We start from the raw sequence: 16,209 nt of genomic DNA, 5'->3' as shown, positions 1-16,209 counted from the left end.
TATGAGTTTCGCTAACTCATAAAATCACAATTTAAGCGGGTAGTCAGATGCTGGAGTTTTTATTAGTGTTGATTGTTTTACTGTACTTTATTTACAGAATAACAAGAAAGTAAACTTTAAAAGAATTTCACCTTTGATTCTTCACTCCTGCGGAGTATAAAAAAAGACTATCAAAAGAATAATTTTTATTCTAAATTAAGATAGTCTAATTTTTTTATTATTTTATTTCCTGATTATCTCTAAAATTAAGGTCTTAATTTTGCCAATTCTTCTAAATCAAGATCAGCATCGTAATCTACGTTGTCAAAGTCAAATCCATTTAATTGCATGAATTCTTCCCTTGCTCCAGCGTAATCACTTATTTCTTTAAAGTTTTCTGGAGTAACTTTATCCCAAAGTGCTTCTACTTCAGCTTGAACATCTTCACGCATTTCCCAGTTATCTGGACGTAATCTCCTTTCTTCGTCAATTACTGGCTCATTTCCATAAACCATTTTAGTTAATAATCTATGTTTTTGTTCAATTGTACCTTCATGAATACCTTTTTCCTTCATTACTTTATAAAGTAATGCTGCGTATAATGGGAAAATAGGGATAACTGCACTTGCTTTTGTCATTAACGCTTTACTTAATGAAACATAAGCCTCTCCGTTATATCTTTTCTTTAAAAAGTCATTCAAAATATCAGAAGTATGTTCCAAATCTCTTTTTGCAGCTCCAATTGTACCTTCCTTATAAATTCCATAAGTCACTTTTGGTCCTAAATACGAGTAAGCTACTGTTTTAAAGCCTTCAGAAAGAACTCCGCCTTTATCAAGCGCTTCAATCCATAATTTCCAGTCTTCTCCACCCATAACTTTTACAGTACTTTTAATTTCTTCTGGAGTTGCAACACCCATTGTTGTATCTTCCATAATTTCTTTTTCAAAGTTAATAGTTGGTCCTGTAATATCTCTTGTTGTAGATTTTAGGGCAGAACGGTAAGTAACTCCATCAATAGGATCAGTTCTGACAGCACTTGCTAAGCTGTAAATTAATAAGTCAATTTTTCCGCCAAATTCTTCCTTGATGAATTTTATTACATCATCTTTCATTTCAAAAGAAAAAGCATCACCAATGAAATTTTTATATTTTAGTCCTTCTTTTTCAGCAGCTTCATCAAATGCAATTGTATTCCACCAGCCAGCAGATCCAGTTCTTTTCCCTTCGATACCTTTTTCAAATGCCACTCCGATAGTTTCAGCTCCAGCACCAAAAGCAAGGGAAATTCTTGTTGCAAGTCCATATCCAGAAGAAGAACCAATAATTAGTACTTTTTTTGGACCTTCATACTTATCTTGCGATTTTACATAATCAATTTGTCTCTTTACAAATTCCTTTGCTCCAATTGGATGATTTGTAAGTGCTAAACCACCTTTTAATCTAGGTTTTATAACCATTTATTTTTTCCTCCTAAAATTATTTATTATATCATTTTTTATTTTTTAAAAACATATACATTTAAAATGATAACATATTTTAAGCCATGTTTTCAAGAAATATTTTAAATTAAACAGAAATAAATAACTTTGATTATCAAAATAGTTTTGGAAGTATTGATTAAAGAAAATTATGTGGTAAAATACTAAAGAAGAGAAAAGAATAGGAAAATTTGAAAGGAAATAGGAAAATGATGGGAGCAGTTATATTTTATGGACTTATTATTGTAATTATTCTTGGGATTATTTTATCATTGTTTGCTTATGTGAGAGTGCCAAATGATAAAATGGCGTTTATTTCAGGATTTAGAAAAAGAATGGTTAGCGGAAGGCTTGCATTTTATGTGAGAGCTTTTGAAAGAGTCGATTATCTTGATTTGGCAGTATTTTCTGTCGATGTGGATACAAAGCAGTTTGTTCCTACCAATGATTTTATTAATATAAAAGCTGATGCGATTGTAAAATTGCAGGTGGGAACGGCACAGGAGATAATGCTTATTGCTAGTAAAAATTTTTTGAATAAAAATCATGAATACATGAGTAATGCGATAAAAGATGTATTGGAAGGAAATTTAAGAGAAATTATCGGACAGATGAATTTGAAAGATATGGTTCAGAATCGAAAAGTTTTTAATCAAAAAGTCGAAGAAAATGTAATTGATGATTTAAGAAAAATGGGACTTGAGCTAAAATCGTTTAATGTACAGTCGTTTACTGATGAAAAGGGAGTTATTGATAACTTAGGAATTGAAAATACGACTAAAATTTCAAAAGATGCAAGTATTGCAAAAGCTAATTCAGAAAAGGAAGTTGCGATTGCAAAAGCACAGGCTTTCAAAGAAGCACAGGATATTGAAATTAAGACTCAGGAAGAAATCGCAGAAAAACAAAATGCACTAAAAATTAAACAAGCGGATTTAAAAATAGAAAGTGATACAAAACAAGCTCTTGCAGATATAACTTACGATATTCAAAAAGAAAAAAATCGTAAAGAATATGAAGAAGTAATAGGAGATGCTAATTTTACGCAGCAAGATCAAGCAATTCGTGCAAATAAAGCAAAACTTGAAAGTGAAATTAAAATTGACCAGCAAATAAAAGCCGATGCAAAATTGTACAATATGACAAAAGACGCTGAAGCAAGATTAGTTGAAGAACAAAGACAAGCAGACGCCGAACTTTATAAACGGCAAAAACAAGCAGAAGGAATAAAGTTACAGGCTTTGGCAGAAGCAGAAGCCAAGAAAATTCAGGCAGAAGCAGAAGCGAATGCAGTAAAAATTAAGATGTTAGCAGAGGCAGAAGGAATAGAAGCCAGAGGTAATGCAGAAGCTCAAGCAAAAGAAAAAATGCTGTTGGCAGAAGCCAGAGGTAAAAAAGAGACATTATTAGCGGAAGCAGAAGGACTTGACAAAAAAGCGGAAGCAATGAAAAAATACGGGGAAGCAGCCGTTGCAGAAATGTACTTTAAAGCGCTTCCTGAAGTTGCAAAAAATGTAGCGGCACCATTAAATAATATTGATAAAATAACAATGTATGGAGATGGAAATACAAGCAAATTGATTTCTGACATTACTCAAAGTATCGGAAGAATCAATGATGGAATTTCTGATGGAGCAGGAATTGATATAAAATCACTGCTTGCAGGATTTTTGGGAGGAAAAGTACTAGATAATATTAAGAAGGATAATATTGAAACAAAAGAGAAAGAGAGTACGAAAGAATAAATTTTTTTACAAAAATTAAATTTATTTATTTTGCCCAATAAATAGAGAGTTTCATAAAGAGAAAATTTTAACATGCGATAATACTAAAAAAGTTTGTATAATAATTGACTTTTTTTATAAAATAATCTATAATTTGATAGAGCTTTTGTGTGTATGAATCATAATTTTAAGATACTCGAATATTATAATAAATTTACAAAGTTCAGTAAAGGAGTAAAAATTGAAAAAGATACAATTTATAATAATTCCTACAATATTATCCTTTGGGCTAATAATATCTTCGGCATTGATTTCAAATGCCATGAATAAGGCAAATAAGGATGGAAATAGAATTACGGTAAAGGGAGTGTCAGAACGTAGAATAAAAGCAGATAAGGCACTTATAAATATTGTGATTTCTGAAAAAAGTGAAAATATTGATGAATTGAAAAGTAGTATTTCAGAAAAGGAAAAATTGGCTACGGATTTGATTAAAAATCTAAAAATTAGTGAAGAAGATTACAGTATTGGAAATTTACGAATTCAGCCAAATTATGCTGAAAATTCATCAAATACAAAACAGCAGATAAATATAAATTCTGCAACAGTTATGCCAAATTCTAAAATTTCAGATTATGATGGAATTGAGACAATTTCAATTGTTACCAAAAATATTGACAAGGCTGAAGATTTTTTTGAAAAATTGTCAGAATTAAAGCTTCAAAGCAATAATATTCAGATAGATAAGCCAGAATATTTTATAACAAATATTGAAAAATATAAAAAAGATATGGTTGTGGATGCTTCACGAAATGCTGAAGTAAGAGCGATTGAAATGCTAAAAGTAAATAATAATGAAATTGGCGGAGTGAAGAATATAAGTCAAGGGCAGTTTGAAGTATTGGAAGATACGGAAGATGTGAAAAAAATAAATGAAAATGAATCTAATCAGATTTATAAAAAAATGAGAGTAGTAGTGACAGCAACATATTTAATAAAATATTAAATACAATAAAATTTATTTTAAAAATAATTTCTTAATCTAAGAAATAAACAAATTATAAATAAAAAGTAAAATTTAGGAGGAAAAAATTAATGAAACCAGCAGCAGAATTAAGACAAGGAAGCACATACAGAAAGGATAACATTCCATATTTAATACTAAAAGCTGAAAGACATCAGTCAACATCAGGAAAAAGACAAAGAGCAGCAGAAGTAAAATTTAAAACAAAAGAATTAATTTCAGGAAAAATTCAGGAAATTACAGTTTTGGCAACTGAACTTATGGATGACATCATTCTTGACAGAAACCAAATGCAATTTTTATATGAAATTGATGGAGAATATAACTTCATGGATCAGGAAACTTTTGAACAAATTGCTTTAAGAACAGAAGATTTAGGAGATGCAGTAAACTTCTTGGAAGAAGAAATGATTATTCAAGTGTTGATGTATGAAGGAACTCCAGTAGGAGTAGAACTTCCAAACACAGTAATTAGAGAAGTAACTTATACTGAACCAGGATTAAAGGGAGATACAATCGGAAGAGCGACAAAACCTGCGACAATTGCAAATGGGTATAGTTTGCAAGTACCTTTATTTGTGGTAATTGGAGACAAAATTAAAATTGACACAAGAACTGGTGAATACATCGAAAGAGCAAATTAATAATAAAAATTTAAAATTGCAAATAATAAATTATAGCTATCGAAGGAACGATAGCTTTTTTTGAAGAAATGATATAAAATTAAATATATATTAATTTATTGCAATAGAATTTAATTATTAGACTTGTTTGAAAACTATATTTATTTAAAATTTAATAAAGCAAATATTTTGGAACAAGGGGTCTTGAACTCTTGCTAAATAAAAAAATTAAATTATCAGACAGGTCTGTTAGATAAATAAAAATAAAAAAATCAAGGGGTTGATTGTGGTGAAAAATAAAATAATTAGAGGATTATTTTTTGTATTTTTAGTTTTTGGAGTATTTTCTTGTTTTAAAAAAGGGAAGATAAATGAAGAAACTGGGATAAATCGAGATGAAAATACAGTTTTAGTTGCTTCATTTAATGCCCTTAGGCTTGGGGAAAAGCAAAAGGATTACAAGGCATTTGCACAGATTTTGGCAAAGTTTGACTTAATTGGGCTGGAAGAGGTTATGAATGAAAAAGGGGTTAAAAAAACACAGGCATATTTGGAAAAATTGACTAAGGAAAAGTGGGATTACATTATTTCGGAAGATTCTGTGGGGAGTGAGAATTATCGGGAGTATTTTGCATTTATTTATAGAAAAAGCAAGTTTTTGGAAGCAAGAGGGATTGGATTTTATAAGGAAAAGGATGAAAATGAGTTTATGAGGGAGCCTTATGGGGCTTATTTTAAAGCTGGGAATTTTGATTTTGTGTACATTATAGCACATTCGGTTTTTGGGGATAAGGAAAAGCAGAGATTATTGGAAGCAGCGAGCTATGTTAATGTTTATGAATATTTTTCTAGATTAACAGATGAAGATGATATAATTATCGCTGGGGATTTTAATACATCGGCAGATAATATGGCTTTTAAAAATATGAATGATAAATATGGTGTTTCATATATTTTGAATCCTGAAGAGAATTTAACAACACTTTCAGACAGTAAATTAGTAAGTTCTTATGACAATTTTTTTATAAATTTGAAAAAAACAAAAGAATTTACTGGAAATTTTGGGGTTTATAACTTTATAAAAAATAATAACTATGCTATAATAAGAAGATATGTATCGGATCATCTGTTAATTTTTTCAGAATATTCTACATTGGAAGATTTGGATTAATAAAGCAATTAAAATAATATTTAATAAAGATATTTACTACGAATAATATAGAAAAGAAAGGGAATGAATGGAAGAAAAAACATTAAATAAAAAAGCAGTTTATAAAAAGGTAGTCAATATTGGATTGCCTGTAGCAATTGAAAATATGATTTATGCACTTATGAATTTTGTTGATATGTTTATGGTGGGGAAAGAGATTGTGGCACTTGGGCTGGGGACAGTTGCTGTTGCAGGATTGGGATTTGCTAATCAGGTATTTATGATTTTTATGACATCACTTTTTGGGATGAACAGCGGCGGTGGAATTTTGGCGGCACAGTATTTTGGAAATAAGGATTATAAGAACTTGAAGAGATGTCTTGGAATAACTGTTATTGTTGGCTTTTTATTTTCGCTTCTATTCCTTTTTGCTGGATTGTTTGTACCAAAACTTGTAATTTCAATATTTACAAATGATAAAAAAGTTATAGAAACAGGGGCTTCATATTTGCAAATAGTAGCTTGGACTTATCCGCTTGTGGGAGTGGGATTTGCGTTTAATATACAGCTTCGTGCAATCGGAAAAACAAAGTATTCGTTTTATTCAAGCGTATTTGGTCTTTTGATAAATGTAACTATAAATTATGTATTGATTTTTGGACATTTTGGATTTTCTGCGATGGGAGTACGTGGTGCTGCGGTTGCAACAGTTATTGCAAGAATTATAAGTACTTCTTATATCATTTATATAATCTACAAGTTAAAATTGCCAATTGCTGGGAAGATAAATGAATTATTTGATTTGTCGATGGAATTTTTTGTAAAAGTTATGAAAATATCGCTTCCTGTATTTATTCACGAAATATTATGGGTACTTGGGGCAAGTATGTATGTAATGATTTTTGGAAGAATGGGAACAAATTTTGCAGCTGCAGTTCAAGTTGTAAAATCAATTAGCAGTCTTGTATTAACGTTGTTATTTGGTCTTTCAAGTGCGACTTCAGCTATAATTGGTAATGAGATTGGAGCTGGAAGAGAAGATAAGGCTTATGATTATTCAATAATATTGTTAAAGGTGGCAGTTCTTTCAGGTATTGTGATTGGAGCGATTGTATTTATTTTCAGTCCATTTATATTGCTTCATGTAAATGAAAAAAGTTATCCATTGGCAAGGGAAATTGTAAAAGCAGAAGTTTTTGTAATTTTCATAAAGGCAATTAGTTTGCAATTATTAGTTGGAATTTTACGTTCGGGAGGAGATACAGTCTGGACAATGTTTACTGATTTGATTCCGCTTTGGTTCGTTGCAATTCCGATTACATATTTTTCTGGACTTTATTCAGGATTGCCAGTTGCAGTTGTGTATTTGCTTTCGTGCAGTGATGAAGTAATAAAGATCGTTCCTTGTATGTTAAGGCTAAAGAGCAAGAAATGGATAAATAATTTGGTAAGTTAAAAAATGAGGGAAATTTAAGATAATAAAGGAGAAATAATATAATGGATTTAGCAGGAAGAAAAAAGTGCTTATTAATTGGTATTTTTTCAATCTTTGCAATGTCGTGTTCTACAATAAAAACTCCGCCACTTGGAGTAGATTATGAAAGTCCGATGCGAGATAGTGATAATGTTGAGTTTCATTATGATTTAACTTATCTTGACAAGGATGGGAATATTCGGTATGATAGAAAAATCTGGGATGCGACTTATAAGATTGTAGACGAGGCAAAGGATTATCTGATTGTGGAGATGTTTTTGTTTAATGACATTTATAATAAGGATAAGGAGCATTTTCCAGAGTTTGCTAAGGAATATACAAGAAGGCTTATTAAAAAGAAGATGGAAAATCCTGATTTAAAGGTGTATGTGCTTTCAGATGAGAATAATAATTTGTATGGGGCTTTTGAGCATCCATTTATTACAGATATGAAAAAAGCGGGAATTGATGTCATAGTGGTGGATATTTTTAAATTAAAAGATACATTTCCTTGGTATTCGCCTATTTGGAGAACTTTGATAGAACCTCATGGAAATCCACAGGGAAAAGGCTGGATTGGGAATTTTTATGGTCCAATGTGGCCTAAATTGACTTTGAGAAATTTGTTGAGGGCTTTAAATGTAAAGGCAGATCATAGAAAGATATTTTTGAATGAAGGAAATGTTGTAATTTCCAGTGCAAATATTCATGATCCTAGTTATTTTCATGAGAATGTGGCAATATCGGCTAATGGTGAAATTGTAAAGGATGTTTTGCAAGGGTTAAAGCACGTGGCTGAGTTTTCAGGTGGGAAGATTGATATTGATGAAAAGCAAGGAAATCAAATAAATAATAGTCAAATTGGAAATTTGGTTGAGAATGAAAAAAATTTAGTGAATAATTCTATAAAAAATAATTTTTTAGAAGATGAAAATGAGAAGAAAGTTAGGGAAATTGAGAAAAAAAAGGAAGATTTTGTGGAAGAAGAAACAAGAAGATTTGCACAAACTGGGAAACTTCCTGAGAAAAGTCAAGAATCTAATGATAAAAAGCAGCAAGATGATTTGAAAGTTGGAGATGTCCTTACAAGATTTGATGATGAAAATAATAAGTATAAGCTCCAATTTGTAACAGAAGCGAAGATTGGAGAGCATTTAGATAAGGATATTGAGAATACGAAAGCTGGGGACGAGATACTTATGGGAATGTACTTTCTAGCAGATAGAGGGGTTGTTGATAGATTAATAAAAGCGTCAAATCGTGGAGTAAAAATTAGGATTATTTTTGATAGAAGCAGGGATGCCTTTGGAATGAGCACTAATGGGCTTCCAAATAAGCCAGTTTCTAAAAAGTTAAAGAAAAAGACTAAAAATAAAATAGAGATAAAATGGTATTTTACCAATAATGAGCAATATCATACAAAGATAACACTAATAAAAAAAACAGATGGAAATGTTATAATACAAACTGGTTCAGCTAATTTAATTAGAAAAAATATACGTGGATATATAATGGATGCTAATTTTAGAATTTTGACAAATGCAGATTCTAAATTGACAAGGGATATTTACACATATTTTGATAGATTATGGGAAAATAAAGATGGACTGTTTACTGTTAATTTTGATGATGAGCCGACTACAAAGGCTAGTACGGATTTTATGTATAAAATATTAGATGCAACGCAATTAGGCTCATTTTAGGCAGAAAAGCTTAATTTATGATTTAATAAAAAAATAAAGTTTAAAAATAGAAGAATTTAAGAGAAAGGAATGAGCAGAAATGAAAAGAAAAATAATGCTTGTAGTTGTAATTTTAGCAATTGGAATGATGTCAGTATCTTGTTTTAATAAGAAAAAAGATAAGAAAAAAAATACTCAAACACAACAACAGCAAAGTGCAAATATTAATACAGATATTTTTAATCTTGGGGGACAAGCGCAAGGAAATCCTAACATAAAAAATTTAAGTCCTGAAGAACAACAAAATTTAATTGACAATCAAATTGATCCTTCAAAAGTGTCAGAAGCATTGACAAAGGCACAAAATGGAGATAAGGAAGCAATTATGTCGCTTGCGCAATTATATTATAATTTGAAAAATATGGATAAAGTAAAACAAATTTTACAATATGGTGTTGATAGAAATTATCCAGAAGCTATGTATAATTTAGCAGTAATTTTAAAACAAGAGGGAAATACAGCTGAAGCTAATAAATTAATTGCAAGACTTCCAAGAGGTGCTGTAACAAGTACTGGAGGTGCTGGAGTAGCTGGAGGACAAAGAGTACGTCAAATAAGAATGCGTCCAGGTGCCGAAGCGTATAATAGAGGAGTTGATTTAATAAAAGCTAAAAGATATAAAGAAGCTAAAATCGAATTTGAGAAAGCCTATAATGCTGGAATAAAAGAAGCTGACATTCGTGTGGCACTTTTAAATAAGGAATTAAAAAATGATTCTGAAGCTGTGAAATGGTTTCAAAAAGCCGCAAATCGTGGTGTAAAGGAAGCAAATTATGAGATCGGAGCTATTTTATACGATGGTGGAAAGCAATCAGAATCACGTCCATATCTTTTGAAGGCGTATAATTCCGGAAACAAGGCTTTAGCAATGCCAATCGCAATGTCATACCATCAACAGAATAATATGTCAGAAGCCTTGAAATGGTACAAGATTGCAGCTAAAAATGGAGATAAAAATGCCGCCGCTACAGTAGAAAGAATTGAAAAAGGTGGAGTTATTGATGAGAAGAAATCAAATGAAAAAAGAGTAAAAACATTCCTAGGAAATAATAACTCTTCTCAAAGTCTTACAGAAAGTACGCTTAATGATGTAAAAAGTAAAAATAAAGCTGAAGAATCTATAAAAACTGAAACTAAGCCAGAAGAAAATCAACCAAAAGCGCAAACAGCAAAACCTTCTGAAAAGTCCTCGGAAATAAATATAGATGAAATTATGAAGAAAAAAGCAGCTGAATATAATAAATAGAATATAATTAAATAAAATGCAATAAAAAATTATTTTTTATATATTGACATTTTAAAGAAAATATTATATACTAATTTTATAATAAAGTTATTTGAAAATCAAATTTAAAATTTTATAAAACAGTTTAATATAAACTTATCAAGAGAGATATTAGGGAACGGCCCGTTTTAAGTATCCAGCAACCTGTAAATACAAGGTGCTAAATCCGGCATAAAAGATGCAAAGATAAGGATAAGAATTTTAATTCTCTTCCTTATAGGAAGAGTTTTTTTTTAGATAATAATATAAATTTTAAGTTTGAAAAATTGAAACTTTTATAAAATTGATAAAATAAAAAAGGAAATTAGGAGGAAATAAATGACTAAAAAAATTTACTTTACATCGGAATTTGTATCACCAGGACATCCAGACAAGATTTGTGATCAGATTTCAGATTCAATATTAGATGCTTGTCTTGCAGATGATGAAACTGCAAGAGTAGCTTGTGAAACATTTGCAACTACTGGGCTTGTAGTTGTTGGAGGAGAAATTACGACTAAGACTTATGTGGATGTACAAAAAATTGTTAGAGATAAGATTTATGAGATTGGATATCGTCCGGGAATGGGATTTGACTCTGACTGTGGAGTGTTAAATACTATTCACTCTCAATCGCCTGATATTTCAATGGGAGTAGATACAGGCGGTGCTGGAGACCAAGGAATTATGTTTGGTGGAGCGGTTAATGAAACTGAAGAATTAATGCCTTTAGCACTTGTATTATCACGTGGAATCATTCAAAAATTAACTAAGATTACAAGGGACGGGACACTCGTATGGGCTAGACCCGATGCAAAAGCCCAAGTTACATTAGCTTACGATGAAAATGGGAAATTATTAAATGTTGATACAGTAGTTTTGTCTGTACAACATAATGAAGATGTTACAAATGCACAAATTGAAAAGGACTTGAAAGAACTTGTGATAAAACCTGTATTGGAAAAATATAACTTGAATATTGAAAATGTTAGAAAATTTCATATTAATCCAACTGGAAGATTTGTAATTGGAGGGCCTCATGGAGATTCTGGCCTTACAGGAAGAAAAATTATAATTGATACTTATGGTGGATACTTTAGACATGGTGGAGGAGCATTTTCTGGAAAAGATCCGTCGAAAGTTGACAGATCGGCAGCTTATGCAGCGAGATGGATTGCCAAAAATGTAGTTGCGGCAGGATTTGCCCAAAAATGTGAAGTTCAGCTGTCTTATGCGATTGGTGTCGTAGAACCAGTATCAATTCGTGTAGAAACATTTGGAACTGGAACAGTTGAAGAAATAAGAATTGAAGAAGCTGTTGCAAAATTATTTGATTTAACACCAAACGGAATCCAAAAATCATTGAATTTAAGAAAGCCATCATTTAGATATCAAGATTTAGCAGCTTTTGGTCATATTGGAAGAACTGATATTGATTTACCTTGGGAAAAGTTAGATAAAGTTGAAGAACTAAAGAAAGAATTATTATAATTAATTTTGGAAAATATAAATGAGAGGAGAGAAAGGGATATTTATACTGGATAAATTGATTTCTAAAATGTTGTTAAAAGATATCTGAAGAATCGAGTATAAGATATTCGGCAGGAATGAAAAAAAATATATTTTTTACGTTGATAATATTTGTATTTTTATTAGCGGGGTGTTCTAAGAACAGCAAGGATAATAAAGAAACAGTAGTCTTTAATCTTGGAAGTGATTACAATACTTTGGATCCGCATTTATTTACAGAGATGATAGCAGTTCAAGTTGATTCAAGCATATATGAAGGATTATTGAGATTGGATGAAAAAGGGAATTATACGGGAGGAGTTGCCAAGAGCTTTAAGGAAAATGGTAATAAATTGATATTCAAATTGAGAGACAATGCAAAATGGAGCAATGGTCAAAAGATAGTAGCGAATGATTTTGTCTTTGCATTTAAAAGAGTTTTAAATCCTAAGGTCGCAGCTCAATTTTCTGAGATGCTGTTTCCTATAAAAAATGCGGAAAAGTATTATAACGGAAAAGTTGGGGCAGACGCTTTGGGAGTTAAGGCAATTGATGATGAGACACTGGAAATAGAACTAGAGTATCCTACAGCTTATTTCAAATATATTTTAACTTTGCCAATTTCAGTACCTCTAAATCAAAAGTTTTATGAATCTAGAGAAAATAAATATGCAGTAAAGCTGGATGACTTCTTGTTTAATGGACCATATAAAATAACAAAATTACAGGAAGAAGAGATTTTGTTAGAAAAAAATGAGGATTATTGGAATGCTAAAAATATAAAAATTCCAAAAATAAAATATGTTATTTCAAAAGACTTTAGAGTAGTTGATGATTTAATTAAAAATAAAGAAATTGATATGTCAAGAGTTGAGCCTTATAGTCTGTCAAAATATAAGAAAAATAAGGTTTTAGATACATATTTTAATGGAAGAGTCTGGTATCTTGATTTTAATTTAAGCAATAAATATTTGAAAAATTCTAAATTGAGAAAAGCTATTTCGATAGTCATTGATAGAAAGAAATATGTAAATGAAATTAAGAAAGATGGATCAATTGTTGCAAAATCAATTATAAGTAACGAAATTTCAGGATATAGTAAAAAATATAGGGAAAGTTATCCAGATAAAGATTATTTTAAAGATAATGATATTAAAACAGCTAAAAAATTGTATTTAGAAGCATTAAAAGAACTTGGAGTTAATAGATTAAGATTAAGATTGTTATCAGGAAACTCAGATCCAGAAGTAAAGGAAATACAGTTCATTCAAGAGGAATTGAGAACAAAATTAGGACTGGAGACAGATATTTCAACTGTACCATTTAAAGAAAGATTATCAAAAACTAGATCTGGAGATTATGATACAGTATTGAATACATGGTCGCCAAAATACGATGATGCCTTATCTTATTTAGATAGATGGAAAAAAGATGATAACTTAAATATGAATGTCTGGTCTAAAGCTAAATACAATGCATTAGTAACAGAAATCTCAAAAATACCGTCTTCTAAAGAAAGAGATAAAAAAATAAATGAAGCTGAGAGAATACTGATTGATGAGAATGTAATTTCGCCACTATATTTTTCAGTAGAAAATCATTACAGAAATCCAAAGATAAAAGATGTTGTGAGAAGAAGTGTTACTGGAATTGCAGATTTCACTTATGCACATTTTTAAAAATAATTTTTATATATTTTAAGGAAGAATAAAAAAACAGGATGGTAATTTTATCATCCTGTGCTATAATTATATTTTAAGTTTATGTAAAACTTTAGAATTTCTTTTAATTTTTCCTTATTTTTTAATAGGTTGTCGTATTACTGTCTTCATTTTATTCATATCTGCTTTTCTTGGGTCACTTAAATAAATTTCATGATGATGTCTTTTATCTGTTAAATCAATACTGTACCCACTTTCTTGTACAAATTCATTCATTCTTTGAATAGTTTTGGGTTCATCATTGTAGCTTCCTATATGCATGCATTGTACGCAAAGCCCTTCATTATAGCTGAAAAATTCAACTTTTGAAAAATCCTTTTTCTTTTTTTCAGTAGCACACTTTATAGCCCATTCCACATCTTCCTTTTTAATAAAATCAGGCACTCTAATTAAAGAAATCCAGTTAAATAATTCCTTGTTTAACAAATAATTTTTATTCTCTACATTTTCCTGCCACCAAAGTCCTTCTAGTGGCGGAACAACATATTCAAAAAATCCTTCAATTTTGTATTCTGTTTTATAGCTCATCTTAAGAGTGTAGGCAACTCCATATAGCATTTCAACTGCTTTCTGATACTCGCCATCTTTTTCGTTTGGATTTCCTTTCCCTCGCACTGCTATAAAATTCATTCTAGGAATTTCTATAATTTCAGGATTTCCCGACGGTTTATAAAATTTTTTAAACTCCTTTTTAAAATCAAATGCCATAATTATCATCTCCTAGTTATTATTTTATGCTAATATAAATGTGAATTTCTGTATTTTCATAATCATTACCTGCTATATATTCTTCAAAATCATAGGTATAATTTCTTATATTAGATTTTTCCTTCCCAAATTCTTCCCAAAATTTATACCAAAATTCTCCAACAGCCTTTACAGGATCACCAAAAATCACAAATTTTGCATATTTTCCTTGTGGAATTTCTAGCCTTGTCATATCTTCAGGAATTTCATCAATTTTATTTTTCACTTCACAGCCTGTAAGACAGTCGTACTCAAAGTCATTTTCATTACTGTAGTTATAATAGACACCGATAGCATTATCATTTATTCTGTCCTTTATATTTTGGACACCTTTTTTAGAATACAGTTTTTCCCATAAATTTGAAATTTTTTCAGACATTGTTTCGTCATCTTTCACTCGTGCTTTAAATCCAACAAGAGTTTTTTCTTTAATTTCTACTATTTCATATTTCATAATTATACCACCTTTTCTCTCAATTTTTATTAAATCAATTATAGCAGTCATAATATGACAAGAGTATGTCATATTAAAAAATAAAATTTTGATTTATAAAAATTAAGTAAATTTTTCAAAATAAAAAATACGACAATAAGATATTGCCATATTTATTAATTTTTATAATTTATCTCATCAGTTCTGAATCATAACCAAAACCAAGATATTTGAAAATAGCATTATTTATGGTGTAATCTTGAATTACTCCCCATGTATCCGGATATTTTTTTACATATACTTTGATATTGTTTTCCATTTCTCTCATTTCTAATATTTTAGAAGATTATGACATTTTATTCTTGAAAAAAACTTTGAAAAATATTTTCTTATTTATAATTCTTCTTCATTTTTTCAATTTTTTCAAACAAAATTTTCTTTATTCTCTCTGGCTCCTTTATCTTCAAATGTTCTCCAAAGGATAGAAGATAACCATAAACCCATTCATTTTCAGGATATTCCATTACAATTTCAAAATTTCCATTTTCCATTTTGTTTATATTCTCTTCAGAAAATTCATCGTAGACACGGTATGCTTGTGATTTGTCTATTTCGACTATAATTTTTACATTCTTTATCTTATCTTTTTTATCATTAATCTTAAAATTTTCTACGGATTTTTCAAAATGTTTGTCTGTTAAGATTAGATTTTTGATTCTTGTTATTTTAAATTGACGAATATCGCTTTTTTTGTGGCAATAGGCAAATAAGTACCATGCTCTTTCTTTAAACCATAAATTTAAAGGGTCTGCTATTCTTTCAGAATGTTCACCTTTTGTGTTAAAATAATTAAATTTTACGGTTTGTTTAGTTAATATTGCCTCCTTAATTTTTTCAAATAGAGTGTTATCATCGCAATTATATCTGGAAAAGTCTATTTTTATCCAATTGTCTGACTTTTTGTTAAAAATAGCGTTTAATTTTGAAAGAGTTTTATTATTATTTGGATAATTAGTAGCATTTAAACTTTGCAGGGCATAAAGTATTTCATTTTGCTCGTTTTGTGAAAGTAGCGATTTATTTATGACGTAGTTATCCATTAGCTTTATTCCGCCAGATTTTCCCCTTTGAAAATATACTGGAATACCAGCAGAAGAGAGAATGTCAATATCTCTATAGATTGTTCTGACGGATACTTCAAAATGTTCAGCAAGTTCTTTAGCAGTAATAGTCTTTTTTTCAAGCAACAGATATAAAATTTCAAATAATCTATTAATCTTCATAATATTTTAAGCTCCTTAACTAATGTGGTATTAAATTCTATTAAAAAACAAAAAT

General features: G+C 29.9%; 13 protein-coding genes and 1 riboswitch. Of the genes, 9 read left to right on the top strand and 4 right to left on the bottom strand.

Annotation, left to right across the window (positions count from 1 at the left end):
• Positions 1 to 245: 245 nt before the first annotated feature.
• The gene (gene fabV, locus F1564_RS06795; protein WP_018449649.1) at positions 246 to 1,439 is read right to left on the bottom strand and encodes an enoyl-ACP reductase FabV; all 1,194 of its coding nucleotides are present in this window, start codon (positions 1,437 to 1,439) and stop codon (positions 246 to 248) included.
• Between the two features lie 230 nt (positions 1,440 to 1,669).
• Between fabV and F1564_RS06790 the strand changes: the two genes are divergently transcribed.
• The 9 genes from F1564_RS06790 (at position 1,670) to F1564_RS06750 (ending at position 13,649) form a co-directional block, all read left to right on the top strand.
• Positions 1,670 to 3,205 carry a flotillin family protein gene (locus F1564_RS06790; RefSeq protein ID WP_018449650.1) on the top strand — a complete coding sequence of 512 codons (1,536 nt, stop codon included), beginning with the start codon at positions 1,670 to 1,672 and terminating at the stop codon, positions 3,203 to 3,205.
• A 220-nt stretch (positions 3,206 to 3,425) separates the two neighbouring features.
• Complete coding sequence (locus F1564_RS06785; protein ID WP_018449651.1) at positions 3,426 to 4,190, top strand: SIMPL domain-containing protein; 765 nt, start codon at positions 3,426 to 3,428, stop codon at positions 4,188 to 4,190.
• 89 nt (positions 4,191 to 4,279) lie between these two features.
• Positions 4,280 to 4,852, top strand: a complete 573-nt coding sequence (gene efp, locus F1564_RS06780) for an elongation factor P (protein ID WP_018449652.1) — start codon at positions 4,280 to 4,282, stop codon at positions 4,850 to 4,852.
• Positions 4,853 to 5,117: 265 nt separating this feature from the next.
• Positions 5,118 to 6,002, top strand: coding sequence for an endonuclease/exonuclease/phosphatase family protein (locus F1564_RS06775; RefSeq protein WP_018449653.1), 885 nt, complete (start codon positions 5,118 to 5,120; stop codon positions 6,000 to 6,002).
• A gap of 67 nt (positions 6,003 to 6,069) precedes the next feature.
• On the top strand, positions 6,070 to 7,437 hold the full coding sequence (locus tag F1564_RS06770; protein ID WP_018449654.1) for an MATE family efflux transporter: 1,368 nt from the start codon (positions 6,070 to 6,072) through the stop codon (positions 7,435 to 7,437).
• Positions 7,438 to 7,478: 41 nt separating this feature from the next.
• On the top strand, positions 7,479 to 9,158 hold the full coding sequence (locus tag F1564_RS06765) for a phospholipase D family protein (protein WP_018449655.1): 1,680 nt from the start codon (positions 7,479 to 7,481) through the stop codon (positions 9,156 to 9,158).
• Positions 9,159 to 9,237: 79 nt separating this feature from the next.
• The gene (locus F1564_RS06760; RefSeq protein ID WP_018449656.1) at positions 9,238 to 10,443 is read left to right on the top strand and encodes a tetratricopeptide repeat protein; all 1,206 of its coding nucleotides are present in this window, start codon (positions 9,238 to 9,240) and stop codon (positions 10,441 to 10,443) included.
• 132 nt (positions 10,444 to 10,575) lie between these two features.
• Positions 10,576 to 10,675: riboswitch (SAM riboswitch) on the top strand.
• A gap of 125 nt (positions 10,676 to 10,800) precedes the next feature.
• Positions 10,801 to 11,952 carry a methionine adenosyltransferase gene (metK, locus tag F1564_RS06755; RefSeq protein ID WP_018449657.1) on the top strand — a complete coding sequence of 384 codons (1,152 nt, stop codon included), beginning with the start codon at positions 10,801 to 10,803 and terminating at the stop codon, positions 11,950 to 11,952.
• A gap of 116 nt (positions 11,953 to 12,068) precedes the next feature.
• Positions 12,069 to 13,649, top strand: a complete 1,581-nt coding sequence (locus F1564_RS06750) for a peptide ABC transporter substrate-binding protein (protein ID WP_018449658.1) — start codon at positions 12,069 to 12,071, stop codon at positions 13,647 to 13,649.
• A gap of 117 nt (positions 13,650 to 13,766) precedes the next feature.
• Here F1564_RS06750 and F1564_RS06745 read toward each other — a convergent pair whose 3' ends face one another.
• The 3 genes from F1564_RS06745 to F1564_RS06735 form a co-directional block, all read right to left on the bottom strand.
• Positions 13,767 to 14,399 (bottom strand): GyrI-like domain-containing protein, encoded by a 633-nt coding sequence (locus F1564_RS06745; RefSeq protein ID WP_018449659.1) that lies wholly within the window; start codon positions 14,397 to 14,399, stop codon positions 13,767 to 13,769.
• Between the two features lie 19 nt (positions 14,400 to 14,418).
• Entirely contained in the window at positions 14,419 to 14,892 is a 474-nt protein-coding gene (locus tag F1564_RS06740) for a GyrI-like domain-containing protein (RefSeq protein WP_018449660.1), read from the bottom strand.
• 368 nt (positions 14,893 to 15,260) lie between these two features.
• Positions 15,261 to 16,154 carry a helix-turn-helix transcriptional regulator gene (locus F1564_RS06735; RefSeq protein WP_018449662.1) on the bottom strand — a complete coding sequence of 298 codons (894 nt, stop codon included), beginning with the start codon at positions 16,152 to 16,154 and terminating at the stop codon, positions 15,261 to 15,263.
• Positions 16,155 to 16,209: the final 55 nt, after the last annotated feature.

It is taken from the genome of Leptotrichia shahii (assembly GCF_008327825.1).
Classification (GTDB): Bacteria; Fusobacteriota; Fusobacteriia; order Fusobacteriales; family Leptotrichiaceae; genus Leptotrichia; species Leptotrichia shahii.
The sequence above is the reverse complement of the archived record's forward strand: the minus strand, read 5'-3'. Positions and strand labels throughout refer to the sequence as shown.

Coding starts and splice junctions, on each gene's coding strand:
- F1564_RS06750 (WP_018449658.1), top strand. CDS start 12,069: ATGAAAAAAAATATATTTTTTACGTTGATAATATTTGTATTTTTATTA.
- efp (WP_018449652.1), top strand. CDS start 4,280: ATGAAACCAGCAGCAGAATTAAGACAAGGAAGCACATACAGAAAGGAT.
- fabV (WP_018449649.1), bottom strand. CDS start 1,439: ATGGTTATAAAACCTAGATTAAAAGGTGGTTTAGCACTTACAAATCAT.
- F1564_RS06740 (WP_018449660.1), bottom strand. CDS start 14,892: ATGAAATATGAAATAGTAGAAATTAAAGAAAAAACTCTTGTTGGATTT.
- metK (WP_018449657.1), top strand. CDS start 10,801: ATGACTAAAAAAATTTACTTTACATCGGAATTTGTATCACCAGGACAT.
- F1564_RS06770 (WP_018449654.1), top strand. CDS start 6,070: ATGGAAGAAAAAACATTAAATAAAAAAGCAGTTTATAAAAAGGTAGTC.
- F1564_RS06790 (WP_018449650.1), top strand. CDS start 1,670: ATGATGGGAGCAGTTATATTTTATGGACTTATTATTGTAATTATTCTT.
- F1564_RS06760 (WP_018449656.1), top strand. CDS start 9,238: ATGAAAAGAAAAATAATGCTTGTAGTTGTAATTTTAGCAATTGGAATG.
- F1564_RS06745 (WP_018449659.1), bottom strand. CDS start 14,399: ATGGCATTTGATTTTAAAAAGGAGTTTAAAAAATTTTATAAACCGTCG.
- F1564_RS06765 (WP_018449655.1), top strand. CDS start 7,479: ATGGATTTAGCAGGAAGAAAAAAGTGCTTATTAATTGGTATTTTTTCA.
- F1564_RS06735 (WP_018449662.1), bottom strand. CDS start 16,154: ATGAAGATTAATAGATTATTTGAAATTTTATATCTGTTGCTTGAAAAA.